The sequence below is a fragment of the Paenibacillus sp. FW104-T2 genome (assembly GCF_058789975.1).
Map to the genome: position 1 here is coordinate 169,910 of NZ_JBYTCE010000013.1, position 22,568 is coordinate 192,477.

The 22,568-nt window shown below is 49.5% G+C and carries 14 protein-coding genes; 12 read left to right on the top strand and 2 right to left on the bottom strand.

Going from position 1 to position 22,568, the window contains the following annotated elements; genetic code table 11:
• Positions 1-366 precede the first annotated feature (366 nt).
• The 7 genes from AC3WQ3_RS17860 (at position 367) to AC3WQ3_RS17890 (ending at position 8,135) form a co-directional block, all read left to right on the top strand.
• Entirely contained in the window at positions 367-960 is a 594-nt protein-coding gene (locus AC3WQ3_RS17860; RefSeq protein ID WP_492472980.1) for an ECF transporter S component, read from the top strand.
• Positions 961-2,484: an ABC transporter ATP-binding protein gene (locus AC3WQ3_RS17865; RefSeq protein ID WP_492472981.1), complete on the top strand. Its 1,524-nt coding sequence runs from the start codon at positions 961-963 to the stop codon at positions 2,482-2,484.
• The gene (locus AC3WQ3_RS17870; protein WP_492472983.1) at positions 2,459-3,253 is read left to right on the top strand and encodes an energy-coupling factor transporter transmembrane component T family protein; all 795 of its coding nucleotides are present in this window, start codon (positions 2,459-2,461) and stop codon (positions 3,251-3,253) included. Before AC3WQ3_RS17865 ends, AC3WQ3_RS17870 begins: the two co-directional genes overlap by 26 nt.
• 98 nt (positions 3,254-3,351) lie before the next feature.
• Complete coding sequence (locus tag AC3WQ3_RS17875) at positions 3,352-5,637, top strand: outer membrane protein assembly factor BamB family protein (RefSeq protein WP_492472984.1); 2,286 nt, start codon at positions 3,352-3,354, stop codon at positions 5,635-5,637.
• A 130-nt stretch (positions 5,638-5,767) separates the two neighbouring features.
• A complete protein-coding gene (locus tag AC3WQ3_RS17880) occupies positions 5,768-6,556 on the top strand; it encodes a methionine ABC transporter ATP-binding protein (protein ID WP_492472985.1) in 789 nt (262 codons plus the stop codon).
• Entirely contained in the window at positions 6,529-7,221 is a 693-nt protein-coding gene (locus tag AC3WQ3_RS17885) for a methionine ABC transporter permease (protein ID WP_492472986.1), read from the top strand. Before AC3WQ3_RS17880 ends, AC3WQ3_RS17885 begins: the two co-directional genes overlap by 28 nt.
• 74 nt (positions 7,222-7,295) lie before the next feature.
• Entirely contained in the window at positions 7,296-8,135 is an 840-nt protein-coding gene (locus AC3WQ3_RS17890) for a MetQ/NlpA family ABC transporter substrate-binding protein (protein ID WP_492472987.1), read from the top strand.
• A gap of 121 nt (positions 8,136-8,256) precedes the next feature.
• On the opposite strand, the gene AC3WQ3_RS17895 is transcribed toward AC3WQ3_RS17890, so the two are convergent.
• Entirely contained in the window at positions 8,257-9,123 is an 867-nt protein-coding gene (locus AC3WQ3_RS17895; RefSeq protein WP_492472988.1) for a helix-turn-helix transcriptional regulator, read from the bottom strand.
• A gap of 140 nt (positions 9,124-9,263) precedes the next feature.
• Here AC3WQ3_RS17895 and fabF point away from each other — a divergent pair, with 140 nt between their 5' ends.
• Positions 9,264-10,508 (top strand): beta-ketoacyl-ACP synthase II, encoded by a 1,245-nt coding sequence (fabF, locus tag AC3WQ3_RS17900; protein WP_492472989.1) that lies wholly within the window; start codon positions 9,264-9,266, stop codon positions 10,506-10,508.
• Positions 10,509-10,580: 72 nt separating this feature from the next.
• On the opposite strand, the gene AC3WQ3_RS17905 is transcribed toward fabF, so the two are convergent.
• Complete coding sequence (locus AC3WQ3_RS17905; protein ID WP_127538597.1) at positions 10,581-11,810, bottom strand: nitrate/nitrite transporter; 1,230 nt, start codon at positions 11,808-11,810, stop codon at positions 10,581-10,583.
• Positions 11,811-12,240: 430 nt separating this feature from the next.
• Between AC3WQ3_RS17905 and AC3WQ3_RS17910 the strand changes: the two genes are divergently transcribed.
• The 4 genes from AC3WQ3_RS17910 to AC3WQ3_RS17925 all read left to right on the top strand — a co-directional run bounded on the left by AC3WQ3_RS17910 (position 12,241) and on the right by AC3WQ3_RS17925 (position 22,283).
• Entirely contained in the window at positions 12,241-14,424 is a 2,184-nt protein-coding gene (locus AC3WQ3_RS17910; protein WP_492472990.1) for an FAD-dependent oxidoreductase, read from the top strand.
• A gap of 31 nt (positions 14,425-14,455) precedes the next feature.
• A complete protein-coding gene (nasC, locus tag AC3WQ3_RS17915; protein ID WP_492472992.1) occupies positions 14,456-16,588 on the top strand; it encodes an assimilatory nitrate reductase catalytic subunit NasC in 2,133 nt (710 codons plus the stop codon).
• Between the two features lie 282 nt (positions 16,589-16,870).
• Positions 16,871-17,290, top strand: a complete 420-nt coding sequence (locus AC3WQ3_RS17920; protein ID WP_492472993.1) for a hypothetical protein — start codon at positions 16,871-16,873, stop codon at positions 17,288-17,290.
• 22 nt (positions 17,291-17,312) lie between these two features.
• Complete coding sequence (locus AC3WQ3_RS17925; protein WP_492472994.1) at positions 17,313-22,283, top strand: DUF4132 domain-containing protein; 4,971 nt, start codon at positions 17,313-17,315, stop codon at positions 22,281-22,283.
• The last annotated feature ends 285 nt before the right edge of the window (positions 22,284-22,568 follow it).

The following is a 22,568-nucleotide window of genomic DNA, read 5'->3' on the forward strand; positions in this document are numbered from 1 at the left end:
TATGTTATTGCCACAAATACCCATGTGGTGTACATTAGTAGCAATGAAATAAAGTGAACCGGGAGCTCAATGAAGTTGGGCTGAGATTGGGGCCTTATGCCGCTGACCGTATATCTGATCTGGGTAATGCCAGCGTAGAGAACATGAATTCATGATAAGTAACTAGGTGGACGAAAATGGGGACGGTTGATCTCGAAATGCGAGCGGAAGCAGGCTTGCCTCTTGATTTGAACCGGATTTCATTTTATTCTGAGTTACTTCAATCATGATATTTCACACTGTGCGTAAGGCTTTCCCGGAACCGGGGAGGCTTTTTATATTTTCATTTCATAACCTCATGGGGAGCAGAGAAAGGAAGTAGAGAACATGTCAACAACAGTGCGCAGCAACAAATTGAAGTTAACCGATATTTTGGTGGCGATCGTGATCGCAGTCATATTCGGGGTCATCTACAAGATATGGGGACCGACGTATGATCTGATGAAGCCTTTCGGCGTGCATGCGGAACAGATGATCTATGGCATGTGGTTTATGGCGGGCACGTTCGCCTATGTCATCATTCGCAAGCCGGGGGTGGCCATTCTGGCTGAAGTAGCAGCCTCAACCGTCAGTGCTTTTCTCGGGAGTGAATGGGGGATGTCCACCTTGGTATACGGTCTGTTACAGGGGCTGGGCGCAGAGATCTTCTTCGCAGCATTCCTGTACCGCAAAACGAATCTGTTCGTCACCTGTCTTGCAGCCATTGGGGCAGCAGCAGCTTCGCTTTTGCTCGATTATCAATATGGTTACATTGACTCGTTATCGGCGTGGAATTACACATTATTTATCGGCTTCCGCTTCATTGGAAGCATTCTGATTGCAGGTGTATTTGCATATTATCTTGCGAAAGCACTTGAACTCACAGGCGTGACCCGGTCATTGAGACCGGTCTCCAAGCAGGATTATGAGGCACTGGACTAGATGAACGGAGAAGGGAATCCGCAGGCGGTAGGCGTTACCAATCTAAGATGCAAGTTCCCGGGAGAGCAGGACCTGGTATTCCAGGGCTTGTCTCTCTCCGTGCGTAAAGGGGAAAAAGTGCTGCTGCTCGGTCCAAGTGGTTCAGGCAAGTCCACGCTGCTGCAAATATTGAGCGGTCTTATTCCGCGGTCCGTGGAGATTCCGATGAAATGCGATGAGATTCAGGTGCCGATTCAGCCAGGCATTGTATTCCAGGACCCGGATACCCAATTTTGCATGTCCTATACGGATGAAGAGATTGCGTTTGTGCTTGAAAATCGGAATATCCCAAGGGACCGGATGCCTGCGCTGATTCAACATTATATGGAGCTTGTCGGGCTTTCTTTTGAACATAATCGTGCATTCATTCAAACGATGTCCCAGGGAATGAAGCAGCGCCTTGCGATTGCCTCTATTCTTGCCATGGAGCCGGATGTCTTGTTTCTGGATGAACCAACCGCACTGCTGGATGATGAGGGAACTACGCAGGTGTGGGATACGGTGAAGCAGGTCGCACAAGATAAGACGCTCATTATCGTGGAACACAAAATTAATGAGGTGGTGGACGTGGTTGACCGAATCATCGTGCTATCACCCGAAGGGAAGATTGTGGCCGACGGACAGGCGGAACAGGTTTTTGCGAACGAGAGGGATATGCTCAAGGAGTATGGCATCTGGTATCCGGGAGTATGGGAGGAACGTGGAGCCCGGAAGCTGGAAGCGAAGCCGCAGGATTCTCAAGATGCCTTTAAGCATGTGACGTCCGGATCCAGCAATCGAGCAGAAGTCGAAGAAGATGATTCCAGGGCATCAGACTTATACCATCCAGCACTCGAATTGAGGCAATTCGCAGGGCTGCGAGGGAAGAATCCGGTTGTACAGATCGATCACGCTGAGGTATTTCACGGGGATTGGGTAGGAGTCGTTGGAGCTAATGGTGCTGGAAAAAGTTCATTATTGCTTTCCCTGATGAATATCCTGAAAACAACGGGGCATTATCGTGTTGAAGGACAACGGCCCGGCAGGACCAGAGAGCTGGCTGACCGCATTGCATTCGTATTTCAGAATCCGGAATTTCAATTCGTTACGAATTCGGTTCTGGATGAGGTGGAATTTTCCTTACTCGGCGGAGAACTTACTGCGGAAGAACGGCGGGCCAGAAGCATCGATATGCTGGAGCAATTTGGACTCAGCGAGCTGTCTGGGAGGCACCCGTATCAATTGTCGATGGGACAGAAACGCCGTCTGAGTGTAGCTTCTGCTATGGTTCGCAGACAGCGGATATTGCTTCTGGATGAGCCCACATTCGGACAGGATGCACGTAATACGTTTGCCATGCTGGGACAACTGGAGCGCCTGCGCCGCGCTGGGACGGCCGTTGTCATGGTGACACATGATCAGGAGATTGTGAACCGATATTGTACTAAAGTGTGGACTGTAGAAGAGGGGAGGGTTACGCATGCAGCTGTCGTTTCCTCATCGTGAAACCTGGCTGCACGCCGTGAATCCGGGCCTTAAAGTTATTTTCCTGACCCTGATGTTTATCTTGGTTATTCTTATTCACAATCTGAACGTCATGATGAATGTAGCGATTGTGATGCTCCTGTTACTATGCTGGACGGGTCATCCTTGGCATTGGCTGCTGCTCTATGCGTCGCCTTTTATATTGATCTTTATCTCTACCTCCACAGGCATGATGATGTTTGGTAAAGGCGAGACGACGTGGTACAAATATGGATTGATACATATCACGGAAGAGAGCTTCTATCGTGGGCTGCACCTGGGGTTTCGTTCCCTGAGCATGGCGGCTGCGGGATTGTTGTTTGGCCTGACCACCCGTCCGGTTCGTCTATTCTACTCGCTGATGCAGCAATGGCGTCTGCCACCCAAGTATGCCTATAGCTTTTTGGCCGCCATGCGCATGATTCCCATTCTGCTGGACGAATTCCAGACGCTGCGTTATGCCATCCGCATTCGCGGTACGCAGCAGCGTGTCTCGCACTGGAATGTGTATGGAACCTTGAAGCGGTATGCCATTCCCCTGCTCGCGCAGAGCATCCGCCGGGCAGAGCGCATGGCCATCGCCATGGAGGCAAAAGGGTTCGCAGATGGCGCGAGCCGGACGTATTACATCCAGATCGGGTATTCCCGTGCAGATCTGTATTTTGTGTTTTATTTTTTCGCATCCCTTACGATGGCTTATACCCTAGGCTGGGAATTCCCTTATTATCCGGCGATGCTGGATGTCAGATGAAGAGAAGGCACAGACATTTTATTTTGATAGTACAGTAACTTTTTCTTGTTCAAAACGTCTTTAATGGAAATAACTTCAAATGGATGGAGTGAACAGGCGTGAAGACAGGCGGGAACTGGCGCAAAAGAGGCTACAGGTGGATCACTATTACCGGAGTAGCTGCTGTGATCGTTACAGGATACATGCTGTTGGATCTGAATGTGGCTGCCCGTGAAGGCCAAGCCCCAATATCAGTTACACAAGCCTTATCAGCATCCATAACCTATAAAGCTGGAGAAACTGTCACATTGGGAAAAGGCCTGCCTATGTATGACCAAACGGTTGATCACAAGGTTCCCATTGATCTGATGAGAATATCTACATATACCTCCGGCGGAGAAAAGATGAAAGTACAGATTGTTCGCGGAGAATGGATCAGGTTGAATCATAGCAAGTTCGGGAGTTTCTGGGTACCGGGATGGTACGCATCAAAGGAAAGCCAAACGCTGAAAAGGTCCGTTCCGCAGAACTTTACACTCCGGACGGGAAGTAAACTGTATCTGTACCCTGGTAGCCAGACAAGCTGGCCTTCTGCCGATTCTCTAACGGATCATGCGCTAATCGTTGCAGCGACGAAGGATTGGTATGGTGTTTCCGTTGCCCCGCGAACCTGGAACAAAGAGTCGAACGTATACCGTCCAGCCATAATCTGGGTGAGGGCGAAGGACGTACAGCAGCGGGTGAACGTAACGGACGACTGGTTCGGGAAGCAGGCTTCCATGTCTACAACGGATGTGCGTCATCTAACGGATATTTTATTAGATAAAAGCACGACCTCAAAACAAGCTGCACAGTGGCTCGGCGAGCCGGATTGGAAAGAGCATTCCCAGAATCTGAATGAAACCAATCTTTCCATGAGTATTGGACAGACCTGGCGATATGAGCGGGAAGATGCACAGTTTCTGGTCACGTTCAACAAGACGGGAAAGCTGGTGCAGACACGCTGGAACATCCCGGTGGATGATCGTAATAATGTGGTCCCTTCGGATTGGAGTTTCAGTCGTGCGGACGACTATCAGTTCACAACCCAAATTCTTGGCCAAGCACTCCCTGCAACGTTACCGTGGAAATCCACATGGACCAATCAGGGCAAGCTGAATTATCCCTTTCTGCAAGCAGCAACAGAGGATGTACTTCTGATGAAAGGAGACGACGGTGGATTTAGCGGTATGCATTATGACAAATCCGTGTATGCTCTTAATCGACATACCGGGGAAAATGTGTGGGAGATCCATGCAGGCTTCGGTGCACTCCAAGCGCAATTGGATGCGAAACGCGAGGGCGTAACGATCTTTACATCCTATGCTCCGGGAGATAAGGAGTACAAGGATCGCATACGTCACATCAAACTATCGGATGGGAAAGTGCAGTGGGAGTATAAAACCGGATCCAAACTTTCACTTCGTGGTATTACAGCTGCGGAGAATGTTGTGGTGGTGGATAGCCCGGTTGCGGAAGGCTCCAGTCAGGGACGGATCACCGTGCTGAACAGTTCTAATGGCAAAACCCTCTGGACTAAGAAGCTAAGTGCCGGATATCAATTATTCAACCAGACGGCAGATGACCCGTATGTGATGTATTGGGAGAAAAATCAACTGGTTGCAGCTGACCCGCTATCAGGTCGTACGGTATGGAGTATCAAAACCGTTAAGCCTACTGTGGATCATATTGAGAATGATCCGTACTTCGACGGAATAACCCGTCTTGATCCATTCACAGAGGCAAAGCCTGAACGTTGGATGCTGCTCGGGGATCAGTGGGTGTTGGTCGATCTGAATTCAGGCAAGAAACTTGCTCACTTTCAAGCCCGGAATGGACAACGCTTCGAGGTGCTGAATGATGGCATGCTGTTGATCCGCGAAAATAAGCAAGGTGAGCATTACGGGGATTATTCGGATTTTACAACGACGCTGTATGATGCCAAGAACGATAAAAAACGATGGACGTTAAATGACAAGATTGAACGAGGGCTTGTGGAAGGTGATCAATTATTTGTGATCAAGAACGGTTACCCAGCTGCACTGGATTATACTACAGGAAAAACGCGCTGGGACGCACAATATACGATCTCTTCCTTGAGATACCCTACCAACCAGGGAAGTTACCTGGTTATCGATGAACAACTTCTGTTACCCATGGGTGAGGATCTTCTGATCATGAACAAAGAGGATGGTACACTGGTCGGCCGCGTGCATGACGTGGTTATGGGATCGCCGGAACACCGGGATCGGGATGCCAAAAATGGCACAATAAATCGGGTAGGAGATGAAATCTACATTGGTTCTTCGAACGGCAGATTCAGCTTGTATCATGTAAACGATTTAAAAACAGATATCTCTCGTTAAGGCTTGTCTCACACGGAATGTTGCTTTATTATAAATGAACAGGATTGCTCGCGCTCCGGTTATCGGCTGTGCGGGCTTTCTTCATGTGTTCTCGAAGGACCATGCATGATTAATCGCAGGAGGAATCTCCATGATTTCATTATACGGCGTAAGCAAGCGTTATAACGAACGCGGGTCCCGGGCTGATCAGGGATTCGAGGCGTTAAGCTCTGTCTCGCTTGAAGTGGGACAGGGAGAGGTTCACGGTATCATCGGTTCCAGCGGTGCGGGCAAATCAACGCTTCTCCGCATGCTGAACGGGCTTGAGAAGCCGGACTCAGGTGAAGTAACTGTTGGCGGACAGCAGCTGACCCGGATGAGCGAAAGAGCCCTTCGTCAGGCGCGTCGTTCCATCGGCATGATTTTTCAGCACTTTAATCTGGTGAGCAACCGAACGGTGATTGGCAATGTATGCATGCCTCTTGAACTGGCGGGTGTTTCCCGGAGAGAACGGGAAGAACGAGGACTTGAGGTGTTGAGATTCGTGGGTCTCGAGGATAAGGCGAAACAATATCCCGCCCAGTTAAGCGGAGGACAGAAGCAGCGCGTGGCTATTGCGAGGGCTCTTGCGAGCCGGCCTGATGTATTGCTCTGTGATGAACCAACGTCCTCGCTCGATCCTCAGACAACGAACGGTATTTTGGATGTGCTGCGCCATGTCAATGAAACATTGGGTGTGACCATCGTACTGGTTACACATGAGATGGAGGTTGCGCGCAGACTCTGCCACCAAATTTCCGTGATGAGGGAAGGGCGCATTGTCCGAACGCTAACGGAAGCGGAAGTACGCAGTATTCCCGCACCACAGCCGGATTTGCTAACGTCCTTGCTTACAGGTGAAGAGGCGGAGCCATGGGAAACGGAGGACGAGGAACGATGATACCTGAATCCATATTGAAGTATCAGGATGAGATATGGAAGGCGATCGGAGAGACCTTTGTCATGGTTGGCATCTCAATTGGAGCAGCTGTCCTGATTGGGCTTCCACTCGGTACGCTGCTGTATTTGTTCCGAAGAGGACAACGATATGAGAACAGGCCGCTGTTCACGATTCTGGGCAGCCTGGTCAATATCATTCGTTCGTTCCCTTTTCTGCTGCTGGTCGTATTCATGATTCCGTTCACGCGGATGATTGTGGGAACGGCGATGGGGACATTGGCAGCGGCGGTGCCGCTTTCCGTTATTGCGATTGCCTACTATGCCCGCCTAGCAGAACAGGCACTGCTCGATGTGCCCAAAGGTGTGGTTGAGGCGGCATCCTCGATGGGTGCATCAACCATGCAGCTTGTGCTGAAATTTTTGTATGTGGAAGCACGTTCAGGTCTCGTACTCGGACTGACCACGGCAACGATCAGTTTTATCTCCTATTCCACGGTGATGGGCATTGTAGGCGGTGGAGGCGTTGGCGATTTTGCCATTCGTTACGGATATCAGCGGTTCGAGACGGAGATCATGGTATTTACGATCATCATTATGATCATTCTGGTGCAGATGATCCAGTTTACCGGAAGCAGATTATCCCGCTGGCTTGATCGCAGATCATGAGGCAAACAAGGTTAAAGGGCGAGAAGAATTTAGGATGACATTACAGATTACACGATGAAGGGGCTAGAATGAAAATGAAATCAAAAATGATCCTTATGCTGCTCGCAGTCATGCTGGTTGTATCCGCATGCGGCAAAAAAGAAGAGACACCTGCTGCGGAAGGAAACAATGAAGGCAGCCAAGCGACTCAGGAAGTTACGTTGAAAGTGGCTACATTGATTCCGCCAATGACGGATGTACTGGATATTGTGAAGCCGCTGCTTAAGGAAGATGGCGTGAATTTGGAAGTCGTCGTTCTGTCCGATAACGTTCAACCGAATACAGCATTGAAAGACAAGGAAGTTGACGCTAACTTCTTCCAGCACGTGCCTTATATGAACCAATTCAACGAAGCCAATAATGCGAACCTGGTAGCTGTACAGCCGATCTACAACGCGATCTACGGTGCGTACTCCAAAAAGTATAAAACCACTGAAGAACTGCCTGAAGGAGCAACGGTTGCTATTGCAAATGACCCTTCCAACATCGGACGTTCACTGGTGATGATGGAACAAAACGGTCTGATCAAGCTGAAAGAAGGCGTAGGATTCAACGCAACACAGGCGGATATTATCGAGAATCCGAAGAACTTCAAGTTCCAGGAAGTAGACCTGCTCATGCTGGCCCGCATGCTGGATGATGCAGATCTGGTTGCCATGACACCGGCGTATGCAAGCCCGCTGGGACTGACACCGAAGAAGGATGCGCTGTTTACGGAAAAGGATGATTCCCATTTTGCCATCACTCTGGTTGCTCGTGAAGACAACAAGGATTCAGAAGCCATTCAGAAGCTGGCCAAACGTATGGCAGGACCTGAAGTGAAGGCTTTCTTCGAAGAGAAGTATGCCGATATTGCCATTCCGGCGTTTAAATAACATTTGCTATGCATAGATTGATCTGATCCATATCCGATACAAAGGGCTGGATGATCATCAAAAAGATCCGAGCGGACACTGCTCGGATCTTTTTTTGCGTTTTGTGGCATTGGAATACTGTTTAAACGGTAGGTCTGGCTTGACGTTCCTTCTCACGTTCCATAAGGCGCACCAATTTCCGCTCGGTGGCCGTATCCTGTGCAGGGGTGTATATACTGCAGCGCAGATCGGTATTACCCTGAACCTGTAACGAGGTCAGATTGAACAACATTTTGCCTGCTCTGGAATGTCTGAATTCAATCAGTACATCTGGTGCGCTGCTCACGCTGCTTTGTTTCCACAGGGACTGGAACTCCGGATATCGATCCATCATTTCATTCAGAAACAGATTGTACCATTCATCATCGACATATTGGCCGTAATAGGCACGGAAGATTGCAAGGTATCCGAGGACAAAATCCTCCCAGTTGACTGCAAGTCTCCGAAATTCCTTTCGTTCAAATAATAGACTAATCATGTTTCGCTGTTCGGCAGGAATCTGCTCAAAATCAATGAAGACATGACTGGCTGCTTCATTCCAGCCAACAATGTAGCAGCGGCGATCGGAAATAATGGTGGGACAATTCTGGAGCTCCTGCAGTATTTTTTGCAGGGAAGGATGGAGCTGGTAAGGTTCTTCCTCACGGATATGCAGTTCGGAGTAATGCTCCATGGCAAGGGAGAACAAGTACTTGCGTTCATCCGGGGTCAGTTTGAGTGCGGAAGCAATGTTATCCAGCACCGAATGGGATACCTGAATATCCCTTCCTTGTTCAAGCCAGGTGTACCAAGTTGTGCTTACACCCGCCAATTGGGCTACCTCTTCTCTTCTAAGACCCGGTGTTCTGCGCCGGGTGCCTTCCGGCAAACCGACCGCTGCCGGAGCTATTTTGGCACGTTGAGTTTTCAAAAATACGGATAAAGCCTGAAGCCTGACATCCTGGTTCATCTCATTCCACCCCAACCTCAGTTATCATGGTAGTCATTATACTATTATAATTCACAACTTGTAATAGGATACTGCACGTGCCAATATAAATGCAGAAGTTCAGTCGGTTAGCCTGAATGGCTAGGGAGGATGAGTTAGATATGGAACGCGAACGTGTTGTGATTACCGGCATGGGAATTGTCTCACCGCTTGGCAATGATGTAGATACATTTTGGAACGGACTTGTGAAAGGGCAGTCAGGAATATCATTAATTGAAAGCTTCGATACCACTTTATACAAAACCAAAATGGCTGGTGTTGTCCGAGATTTTGACGGAGAGGGTCGCTTCGGACGCAAGGAAGCCCGCCGTATGGATCGATTTTGCCAATTTGCTGTAGCGGCAGCTGACGATGCTCTTGCGCATTCAGGACTGGATATGGAGAAAGTGGATAGGGAACGGGTTGGGGTATACATTGGTTCCGGCATCGGCGGCATTCAAACACTGATGGAGCAAGGAAAGCTGTTGTCCGAACGTGGTCCTGGCCGAGTTAGTCCGACCCTTGTGCCAATGATGATTTCCAATATGGCAGCTGCCATGGTGAGCATGAAATTCGGATGTTGGGGACCGACGCTTTCACCTGTGACTGCCTGTTCCATTGGGAATACGGCCATAGGTGAGGCCTTCCGGCTGATTCGTGACGGAGGTGCAGATGTCATTATTGCCGGGGGAACTGAAGCAGCCATCACGGAAGTTTCGCTGGCCAGCTTCGGTAATGCTACCGCGTTATCCACAAGAAACGAAGCCTATGAAACGGCGAGTCGCCCCTTTGACGCTGGAAGAGATGGGTTTGTGATGGCAGAAGGTGCGGGGATTGTGGTGGTAGAGTCTCTATCACATGCCCTGGCTAGAAACGCAAATATTCTCGCTGAAATTGTTGGATATGGTGCCAGTTCTGACGCGTATCATATGGTAGCAACCCATCCGGAAGGGCGCGGAGCATTCCTGGCCATGAGAGCTGCGCTTGCTGACGCGAAGCTTCAGCCTGATGACGTGGATGTGATTAACGCCCACGCAACCAGTACCGAAGCGGGAGATCTCTCCGAGACTCGAGCAATCAAACAACTCTTTGGTGAAGCTGCTTATCGTATTCCTGTGACGGCCAATAAATCGATGACGGGGCACATGCTAGGAGCTGCCGGTGGAGCGGAAGCGATCTCACTGATTCAAACCTTGCAGCATGGCATCATTCCACCAACGATTAACCAGGAGCAGCAGGACCCGGAGTGTGATCTGGATTATGTACCTAATGAAGCCAGAGAGGCAGAGATGCAGATCGGAATGTCCAATTCTTTTGGTTTTGGCGGGCATAATGCCGTCGTTGTTTTTCGCAAATATTTATCCTGACAAAAAGAGAACAGCAGCAGCCGAAAGGCTGTGCTGTTCTCTTTTTTAGATACTGCTGGTCACCTGTATTCTCTATGAAGAGAGGGATGTGGATTCCGTTTTGCTCGTAAAAGATTTCTTCAGCCATTGGCCGCGCCATTTGGACTGCATAACCAGTACAAGCAGCATGGACGCGGCTGCGATCAGACTAAGGATGACGAATCCCGGCGTATAGGACTGGTAGGAACTGTACAGTTGACCAAGAATCAACGGGAGTGCGTATCCGCCCAAGCCACCTGCCGCGCCGACAATGCCTGTCATCAGACCGATTTCATTGCCGAAACGCTGCGGAACCAACTGGAACACGGAACCATTACCAGCCCCAAGGCACATCATGCCCAGGAATAACATGACGACGACCACAGGAAGTGGAGGGAGGAAAGATACACCTACAAGCATGACACAGGCACCAGTGTATAGGAATGTCAGCATCCGCGTACCACCAATCTTGTCTGCCAAGTAACCGCCAACAGGTCGGAAGAAGCTTCCGGCAATAACGCAAAAGGTTGTAATATCAGCGGCTCGGACAGGAGACAAGCCATATTGGGTGTTGAAGAAGATGGTCAGATAGTTACACAATCCCACGAAACCGCCAAAGGTAACACAATAAAATGCACAGAATACCCAGGCATCCCTTTGTTTCAGCAAGGTGCCGTACTCAGAGAGCTTCTTCGGTGCTGGCCGGTTGGGACTGTTACGGGCGAAGATAGAGAAAAGGATAAAAACGACCACGATTGGAATGATGGCGAGTCCAAAAACGACTTCCCAGCTGCCGAAATGAGTAGCCAGTCGGTTGGCAAAAAGGGTAGCGAGTACCGTCCCGCTATTCCCTGCTCCCGCGATTCCCATAGCAAGTCCCTGGTGCTCCTTGGGATACCATTGTCCTGCGAGTGGAAGGGCGGCGGCAAAAGAGGCCCCGGCAACCCCGAGCAGGAGAGCAACAACATACAACTGGCTTAGTGAGTCTACCCACAACCAGCCTAATAATAAGGGGATTAGCGTTATTCCCATTCCGATCTGGGCCGTAAGTTTTGGACCAATATAATCGGACATAAAGCCAAGCACAAGTCTAAGAATGGAGCCGCCAAGGATGGGCAGTGCCACCAGGTTGGCTTTTTCCAGAGGGGTCATCGGGTAGTCCATGGCAATCACAACCGCGAGGGGGCCAAGCATGCCCCAAATCATAAAACTGATATCAAAATACAGAAATGCCCCGAAGAGACTGGGCTTATGCCCGCTCTTCCAAAAACTTTTGCTCTCCACCATTCAGCATCGCTCCTCATCCAATTGAATAATCTTACCCTGTCTTTGTGCAGTTCAGGCAGAAAAAGGCCGCAATTCGTCCAGATGATGAACGATTTGCGGCCTCATTGCCGACAGGCAGGACACGTCATTGTGTTCCTGCACCTGATTTGATCACAGCACGGTGATTTTGATTCAAATTATAAAAAGAGAATTTATTTGTGTCAAGAAAAATAACATTAAATTTTAAATTAAATCGTTTTGAAATTTAATTCAGAAATGTGTGTTAATTTTGTTGACATATAAAATGGTTTGCCGTAATCTGAATCTAATATGAAATCACACAATGGCGTGTGAATTCCGGAGGCAACGGTGCCCTTTTCCGATCCATGGAGAAGGGATTTTTCTGTTTATTTTTTACTCAACATGTTATAGAGACAGGGGGCAGCCCATGAGCAAGAAGAGACTGGTCGTTATTGGAAATGGAATGGCAGGTGTTAGGTGTGTGGAAGAGATCATAGCCGCATCTCCGGATACATTCGAGATTGTCATCTACGGAAGTGAACCACGTCCCAACTATAATCGGATCATGTTATCCAAAGTATTACAGGGTGAGCACGATCTACAGGACATTATCATTAACGACTGGAGCTGGTATGAGGAGCATGGCATACGGCTATGTGCGGGAGAGACGGTCCACAAGATTGATACTCCGTCCAAAACGATTGAAACGTTATCCGGGATGAGGGAGTCCTACGATATTCTAATCCTTGCGACAGGGTCTGCTCCATTTATTCCGCCCATTCCTGGTATGGATAAAGAGAGGGTCATGTCTTTTCGCACCATAGATGACTGCACACGTATGTCCGCGTATTCCAAAGTACATGCCAAGGCGGCCGTTATTGGTGGCGGCTTACTTGGACTTGAAGCTGCCCGCGGGCTGCTGCATTTGGGAATGGAAGCAGTCGTGGTACATAACGCACCTTATATTATGAACCGGCAGTTGGATCTGCAGGCAGCGACCATGCTTCAACACGAGTTGGAAGCTCAAGGCATGTCGTTCCTGTTAGCCAAAAACACACAAAAAATCGTTGGCCGGTCCCAGGCTCAGGGGCTTCAATTTACAGATGGATCCAGGCTTGAAGCACAGGTTGTCGTTGTTGCCGTGGGCATTCTCCCCAATGTGGACGTGGCACGGCGGAGCGGAATCAGGACTAATCGGGCGATCGTGGTCGACGATTATATGCGTACCAGCGTACCTGATGTTTATGCTGTGGGTGAATGTGCCGAACATCGGGGCATCAGTTACGGTCTGGTAGCTCCTTTATATGAGCAAGGTAAGGTACTCGCACGTTTTTTATGTGGGCAGGAGACAACAGCGTATAAGGGTTCTATTCCCTATTCCCAACTGAAGGTCTCTGGCGTTGACGTGTTCTCGGCCGGAAACATTAGCGGAGAAGAGATGCGGACGGCTGTACAGATGCTTAATGGTATTCGCGGTACGTATAAGAAAGTATTGATGAAGGAAGGGCACGTAAGTGGAGCGATCCTGTTCGGGGATACGACGGAGAGTGCCAGCCTATTGGGACTTGTACAGCGTGGGGCTGGCATCGAAGAACTCGCTCCGCGCGAGGAAGGGACGAATCCAGCCGAGAAGGCAGCAGCAGCATTGCCTGATCAGGAGACGGTGTGCGCCTGTAACAATGTGAGCAAATTGACGATCATGAGAGCCATACAGGACAAGGGGCTGCAGACGGCTGAGCAGGTCAAGGAACATACCAAGGCCTCGGGTTCCTGCGGCGGATGTCGCCCGATGGTGGCGGCACTGGTGAAGCATACCCTGAATCTTCAGAAAAACGGCAGTGGTGCAGGTGGAACAGCAGCTGCAGCAAAAAAGGCAGAATGGCCTGTTTGCAGCTGTACGGATCTGGGCCATGCCTCACTGAAAGAAGCGCTCAATCGGTTGTCGAATGAAGATCCCTATGAGCTTGCAGCTTCAGTAGAGCATCACCATCTGTATGGAATTCATGAGGGAGATGGAATGAAAAGAATCATGCAGCAGCTGGACTGGAGAACAGAAGAAGGCTGCGGTATCTGCCATCCAGCACTTCGTTACTATTTGAAGATAACCGGAAAGTGGATAAGTGTGCAGCAGCCTGATTGGGCTGGAGACCGGAACGATATCCCTCGGGGTACATTTGTGGGTATCGAGGTCCATGCAGGTGATATGAAGTTCGAAGCCATGGCAGAGGACCTTCAATTCAGGTGGGTCAATGCAGATATGCCTGCTCCCGTGAGGGTCGTCTTGTCGGGTGAAGCAAGCTCATGGGTCAGCCCCATCGTGCAGGATATCGGTTTGCAGGAATCTCCCGCCGGCTGGGAAATTTACGCGGGTGGTCATGCAGCCCATCCGGTAAAAGAGGGGGGACTCCTCGGACTTGCCGAGACGGAAAAAGATGCAGTGCGGCTGATCTCGGCATGCGTGGAGTGGTATCGCCGAACCGCCTGGTACGATGAACCCCTCTGGGCATGGGTAGAGCGATTGGGATTCATATCAATCCGCGAAAATCTGCTGGATCCACAATTCCAGAACGAGCTGGCGGGCAGAACGGTAAGCGAATTGACACTTACTTGATCAAAAAGGTAGGGAAGGGAGTGAAGATGGAATGAAGACATCCATGGAACACAGTTCGTTTGTTTCAAAACTGCATGTAAGGGAGACACAATGCCCCTATTGTAGCGTACAGTGCAAAATGACCGTCGAGGAAGTTGCTGGGCCCATCGCTGGTGAGCGCCGTGCCACGTACACCGTTGAAGGCGTGCCGAATGAAGCTTCACAGGGGAGATTGTGTGTCAAAGGCATGAATGCACATCAGCATGCACTGAGTGGACAGCGACTTCTGCAGCCTCTCATCCGCCGGGATGGTGAACTGATACCTTCTTCATGGCCAGAAGTCACTGAATATATCACAGGGCGTTTTACCAGTCTTCAGAATCAATACGGTGCCGATGCAATCGGTGTGTATGGAGGGGGTTCCCTCACCAATGAAACAGCCTATTTGCTAGGAAAATTCGCAAGGGTTGCTCTAGGGACACGATATATTGATTATAATGGTCGCTTCTGCATGTCTGCCGCTGCCTCTGCAGGAAGTAAGGTGTTTGGCATGGATCGGGGGCTGACATTCCGCTTGTCCGACATCCCTCGGGCCGAGTGCATTGTACTTGCAGGGACCAACGTTGCAGAGTGCCAGCCCACTCTGCTGCCTTATTTCAACCAGGCGAAGGAAAATGGAGCATACATTATCGTTATTGATCCGCGCAAGACAGCTACTGCAGCCATTGCCGACCTTCATTTGCAGATCAAGCCGGGTATGGATGCACGGCTTGCGAACATCATGCTGAAGGTCATTATGGAAGCGGGACTTGTGAATCAGCATTTTATTAATGCAAGAACCCAAGGCTATGAGAGTTTGCAGAATGCACTGAGCGAGATAGACCTGGAAGAATCCGCAGTGCAATGCGGGGTGGATTTGACCCTGATCCGTCAGGCCGCAATGGCCTATGGTCAGGCGGAGACAGGCATGATCATGACTGCGCGCGGAGTGGAACAGCAAACGGATGGACATCTCGCTGTCCGTCATTTTCTGAACTTGGTACTGGCGACTGGAAAAATCGGCAGACCAGGCTGTGGTTACGGTGCGATCACTGGACAGGGAAATGGACAGGGCGGAAGAGAGCATGGGCAGAAGGCCGATCAGCTGCCGGGATATCGTTCCATAGAGAATACGCAGGACCGTGCATATGTAGCATCCGTCTGGGGCGTGGCGCCCGAAACCTTGCCGGGAAAAGGCGTCTCTGCCTACGAAATGATGGAGCGGGTGCATGAGCAGGAAATTCGTGGCCTGCTTGTGATGGGCTCCAATCCGGTCGTCTCCAATCCCAATGTACGCCTGGTAGAAGAAGGTCTTCGCAAGCTGGAGTTTCTGGTCGTGGCGGATATGTTTCTGTCCGAGACGGCGAAGATGGCCGATGTGGTGCTTCCGGTCACCTCTTATTTGGAAAACGAAGGTACGCTGACCAATCTGGAAGGCCGGGTTCTATTACGTGAACAGGGTAGGCCAGCACCAGGGGATACCCGTCACGATTGGGATATTCTATGCTTCATTGCTGGGGGGCTTGGCAAAGCTTCATATTTCCAATATGAATGTGCCGAGGATATCTTCAATGAGCTCAGACTGGCGAGCCGGGGTGGAATTGCAGATTACTATGGGATGACCTATGAACGTCTGCGAAGAGAAAAAGGGATCTATTGGCCCTGCGCTTCTCTGGAGGATGAGGGTGAAGGGCTGCTGTTCAGTGAGCGGTTTTCCCATGAGGACGGCAGGGCTGCATTTACGAGTGAATTAAGTGTCGGTTGGCAGGATACCTCCCGGGAATTTTCTCTGATTCTGACCAATGGCCGCGTCCTTCCTCACTATCTAACTGGCGTACAGACCCATCGGAGCCCAACGCTGGAAGCCCGTGAACTGGAGAATTTTGTGGAACTTCATCCGGCTACAGCTGCGCGTAATCGAATTATGGATGGAGAGTGGGTCGAGATTCAATCCGTGCATGGGAGCTTCACGGTACGTGCACGTATTAAGGAACATATTCGCGAAGACACACTGTTTGTACCGATGCATTGGGGTGGCATTCAGAACGTCAATCGGGCGACAAGACCCGAACTGGACCCTTTTTGCCGTATGCCAGGCTTCAAAACGGCGGCTGTAACGATTCGCCCCGTGCGATTGGCCAGATGAATCCAAAGCTGTTCATTTTCTCATAACACAAATCAGGTCTGCATGAATGCTGATGTGGCTGGGAGTTCCAAGGTTATTGGAACAACCCGGCTTTTTTTTGCGTAAGTACGTTGGGAGTGCAGTAGTTCGCAGGTTTCAGGTAAACGTGAGGAATGGCTCATGATTGTGGCGGAAATATTGGTTATGATGCTAATAAGGGGTACATGTGTACGCATTTTTAGTTTTTTACCAGACTGGTGAGATGTAACTAGTCAGTTCATATAGAAGAAGGGAGGGTGCGTTGTGAACGTATGGGTCACGGTCAAAAGCCTGGGCAAACGCAAGCCTGCACTTGCCAAGCAAGCCACAGCACTTCCGGAAACAACCGGAACGTTACGAGAACTAATCAAACATATGGTACACGTGCAGGTGAACGCTCTTCAGGAGAAGAAAAACAGTGCGGCGTTACTCACCTATCTTATGCCTGAGGAGATTCAACTTAAGGGATTAACGGGAAAAGTCGGTTTTGGTGAAGTGTACAATGAGGAGATTCAAGACCTGGAGCATGCGGTCCAAACGGCTATGATGGCTTATGAAGATGGACTATACAAAGTCTTCCTCAATGATGAAGAATTGTCCGAGCTGGATGCACCACTGAAGCTGCAGGAAGATGACGAATTGGTGTTTATCCGGTTCACCATGCTTGCCGGCCGTTTGTGGTAATAAATGATAAGGAGGAGATTGGATGAATCAGAACGATAATGAACAGGTGTATATCAACGGTCTGCAAGAGAAGGTAGAGTCATTGAACGGGACCTGGCAGGAGCTTGCAGGATATGTGTTGGAGATGGCTGGTTCCACATATTTGCGCGGAGATGAAAAAGTATATCTGAATACAGAGGAATTTCTTCAAAAGCAGGCTGCCGAAACGGGAGAGCCCTTATTCGAACCCTTGCTGAATGTGCTTGGGCAGCTGACGAATGAACGGTTGGTGGAACGATTCCGTTACATTGCTGACCGTGCCACAAATTACCCGTACAGCATCATGTATGAGCGCCGGCCATTTCGCACTTCCGATCCTGAACAGCATATTGGACAGGTGATCCGGAAACTCATTGGACTGCTGCGCATGGAGATGCGGCAATTCTCCCTGAACGAATATGTATCTGTTCGTGAATACAAGTTTGATTATCTGTATGAGATCCGATCTGTGCTTCCGGACTGCATCGCCTATGAACTGGACCATGGCAACGGAGATATGAAGCAGGCATTACACGAGATCATATATGGCGACAATCAGTCGGCGTTGCTTACTGGCGAGATGATCAAAGGCATATTCATGAGTGACCAGACAGAGGCGTACCATATGGTTGGTGAGCTGCTTGTGGCAGCAAGACTGCAGGAAGGACTGCGCCAAAGTATCGTTGAACGGATGGATGAAGGAACCATTGAAGCATTTATATACATATTAAAAGTAATCATCGATCACAATCTGATTCGTTTCAGTTCAGTGGTTCGAGCATTGGCTGTATGGACAGGGCTCGGAATTGAAGCGGCCAATTCGCGCGTTGCATCACAGTTGATTGAGCAAGCCTTTGAAGCGCTGACCGATGCAGCTGTTCGTGAAGATTGGGAGCAGGATTCCAATGCCAATAAGATATTCATCAGTCTGTGGGCGACGGCTGTTATTGAAGAGGACCATCTCAATGACAAATTGATCCGTATTATGGATCAAGGCCAACTGTATCAGAAAATCGTTGCGCAATATGTGCTTGCGAACAGTCAGAATCGTGACCTGCGGCTAAGCATTGCCCGTCGGTATTTGGACGTACAGGATCTGGAGCTGATGCACTGGATTATCCAAAACTATGATGCCATGTACATGCATAACTGGCACTTCGAGGATGGAGAGAATCTGCGCAGCATTCACATTTCGCCCCTGCCTGTCTTTGAAGACAAGGCAATTCGGCGTCAGGACTTCGATCAATTTAAGCAGCTGCTGGAGCGCATTCCTCTGGGAGGGGAAGGTGGACCATCTGGCGTTCTTGAATATGTCCATTACCGGATTGAACGGAATGATGTGGTCAAAAAAATGCTCTATCTGGCTGCGTATGATATGGACCCCGATTGGATCGGAGAAGTCATTGCAATCAAGGACATGCTGAGCCCCGAACTTCGAGGCGAGCTGTTATCCCAGTTCGTTCAGCAGCCCGATAACGAGGTGCAAAGACAGTTTGTGTTTGAGAGCCTGTCCGACAAAAGCATGAGCAACCGGGAGATTGCTTTAGTCAAAGTGAGGAAGCTTGAGCTGATTACTGACGAGATGAAACAGATGGAGGCCTTGCTCAAACTCAAGACCGGTTCACTTCGGCAGAAGGTCATTCAGGTTCTTTTGCTGCAACCTGTGGATCAACTAGTTGTTTCACTGGAACGTTTGCTGAAGGCGAAGAATGAATTGCAGCGTCTGGGCGCACTGGAACTGTTGACCGAGATTTCTGCAGATCCGGAACGTGCAGATCAGCATGAACAATTACAGCCGTTAGCAGGACTGATCCAGAAGCCTACCGCGAAGGAGCAAAAGCTGCTGGACAAGCTGACGGAGGAAGGCAGCCGATATACCTCTTCGAATGGTTTTGGATTGTTCGATCCATCCCGGGTGGAGCCACTGCTGCAGGAGAAGCGTGATCTTAGTGATTTCAATCCCAAGGAGATCTTCACCCTCTCGCTGGAGAAGGCCAAACCGTTTATGGAAGGATTAGATGCACTGGTTCATCAACACAGGGATCATGAATATGAGGTAGAGTATTATGCGGGCTACCGTGAGACGCTTTTGATTGGATCCGGCCTGCGCTCTAGGTTCTCCTATGCGGAACGAAATCAGATGAAACAGATGGAGCAATATCCTCTCCACGACGTTTGGGAGGCATATGTTGCGCAGAGTGATCTGAACAGCCTGGAACTCATGCAGCTTTATTTTATTTTGCAATTCAGCACACTGAGCGGCAACTTAAATGAACATTACAGCTATTATCACGATCAATATGATTATAACGAATTAAGCAAAATTCCGTTATTGGAAGGCTGGCGCAAGTCTTTTGCCGAACAGACCTATCCTCTTTCCTATATGGAAGAAATGAAACAGATGGCGGCTTCGCTGACCTACAAGGATCAGGTTGCTGAATTGATTGCAGCAGCGTTCAGGGACAGCAACCCTGCAGATACATTTGAGATCGCGGAGAAGACATGGGCTGCCATTATCGCCAGTATGCCGGACGATCAACTGGAGAAGGAAGCTGGCATGCTTCATATCCTGACGGAACGGTGGAACTACCTGGTAAGAAGCAGAATATATGATGATGCCAGTTTCCAAAGATTCTTTCAAACGGGGTATCAGTTCATCAACCTTGTGGGAAATACACAGCGCTTCTCCCTGTTATCATTCGAGGATTACGTGCGGGCATTCAAATTGCGTTTGATTGATGATCAGACCATGTATCGTCAGTTGCTGACGGGCGGGGAGCGTTTTGCATTCATTCGTGAGCTGACGTCGACACGCACCGAAGGCATCACGGATGATCCGGAACTTATAGAGCTGCGGAATACTGTCGTTGAACGAATTCTGGAGATCGAACTGACACGAGGTGAGCTTTCCACCGAAGTCAGCACACTGGCCATGAAGTTTGAACGAATTGAAGGCATGGAGCATTGGGTGCATCTGGTCTCAGCCATGGATAAGGATACGTTTGTACGAGGCTATATCTACAGCTACGGAGATAACACAACACGCAAGGAGACGTTCAGTCACCTGATTCAAGTTTGCCATCCACGTGAGGGTGAGGATGATACTCTCCTGGGCCAACTACTTGAGCAATATCCGATTCAAGAGAAAAAGCTGTTGGAAGCGGCCATGTACGCACCGCAGTGGATGGAGATCGTATCGAAGCATTTGGGATGGGAAGGACTTCGCAGTGCCGCATGGTACTTCCATGCCCACATTAATGAACGATTTACGGCTGAAAAGGAAACCATTGTCGCTCACTATTCACCGATATCGCCGCAGGAATTCAACGACGGCGCATTTGATATTGCCTGGTTCGAGGAAGCTTATGCTGCTGTCGGCGAGGAACGGTTCAATCTGTTATATGATTGTGCCAAATACATTTCGGGTGGAGCAAACCACCGCAGATCCCAGTTGTTCGCCGATGCAGCGTTAGGGAAGCTTCGTCTGGAGGATATGCGTCAATCTGTACAGGAGAAGCGTAATAAGGACCATCTGCTCACGTACAGTTTGATTCCATTCCAAGCGGAGCAGGAACAGGATCTGCGAGAACGTTATGATTTCATTCAGAAATTCCTGCTGGAGAGCAAGCAATTTGGAGCACAGCGTCGTTCTAGTGAAGGTGCAGCCGCGCAGATTGCTCTTGGCAACCTGGCCCGCAATGCAGGGTATACGGACGTTACCCGGCTGATCTGGAACATGGAAGCGAGCAAGCTGGATGAGATGAAATCCTATTTTGAACCGAAGGCCCTGGATGAGACAACGACAGCACAATTGGTCATTGATGAGGATGGGCAATCCGAGCTGGTTCTTGTAAGTAAAGGGAAGACACTCAAATCGGTCCCTGCACGATTCAAGAAAGAGGGATACATTACGGAGTTGAAGGAATTAAAAGGGGATCTGGTCCAGCAGTATCGCCGGGCAAAACAGGAGCTGGAGCGTTCCATGACAGCAGAGACGGCCTTTACCGTCCAGGAAGTTGCCAGCCTCATGCAAAATCCGGTCATTCGACCGCTGATTCGCACGTTGGTATTCCAGTCAGGTGACCGCTTGGGGTATTTCGATGCGGAATCTGCCTGCCTGATTGTACCTGACGAACAAAGTACCACACATGCATTGCAGGAACAGGATCCACTGGTGATTGCACATCCTCTGCAATTATTCCGCAGCGGGACATGGAGCGAATACCAGCGGGATCTGTTCACCCGTCAGGAACGACAGCCGTTCAAACAGGTCTTCCGTGAGCTGTACCTTCCAAATGAGGATGAGCTTGCGAATGGAACCGTCTCCCGCCGGTATGCCGGGTATCAGATTCAACCGAAGAAGACGGTTGCCCTGCTCAAAGGACGCCAGTGGACCGTCAGTTATGAGGAAGGCTTGCAGAAAGTCAGCTATGAGCATAACCTGATAGCTAATCTGTATGCCATGGCAGACTGGTTCTCACCGGCAGATACGGAAGCACCTACGCTGGAGACAGTACAATTTTATGACCGCAAAACGTATAAGCCTGTAGCCTTGAAAGATGTACCGAAGGTCTTCTTCTCGGAGGTCATGCGTGATGTTGATCTGGTGCTCAGTGTTGCACATGTGGGCGGGGTGGATCCGGAAGCCAGCCTGACAACCATTGAAATGCGTCATGTTATCGTGAATGAATCACTTCGTCTACTTAAGATAGACAATGTACGATTGGATGGCAATTATGCACGGATCGAAGGAGACCTCGGCGAATATGCCGTTCATCTTGGCAGTGGCAATGTATTTAAACAGGCAACTGGCGCACTATATATCGTACCTGTGCATAGTCAGCATCGGGGGAGAATCTTCCTGCCATTCCTGGACGAAGATCCAAGAACAGCTGAGATTTTATCCAAAATCATGCTGCTCGCAGAAGATAAGAAGATCAAAGATCCACAAATCCTGGCGCAGCTGAAGAGCTAGAAGTAACTCGAAATCGCAGGCAAGATTAGGACAGAGCAGGTGACATGGTTAGTAAGAATGGAAGTAAGATTTAAGGAAGTTTGACTAGAGAAATGCGATACTATTAGAGTGAGTAATGAAGAAATAGCAGCCGGGGTACCTGTTAAAAGGGACTTCGGTTGCTTTTTATTTTCCATGTGAAACGAAGATATTCATTGCATCCGTTTACAAATAGACTTTGGGCCCAGGTGTTCAATTGAAATTCCTTAATATGATAATTAATTGAATTAAATGTTAAATCAAAAG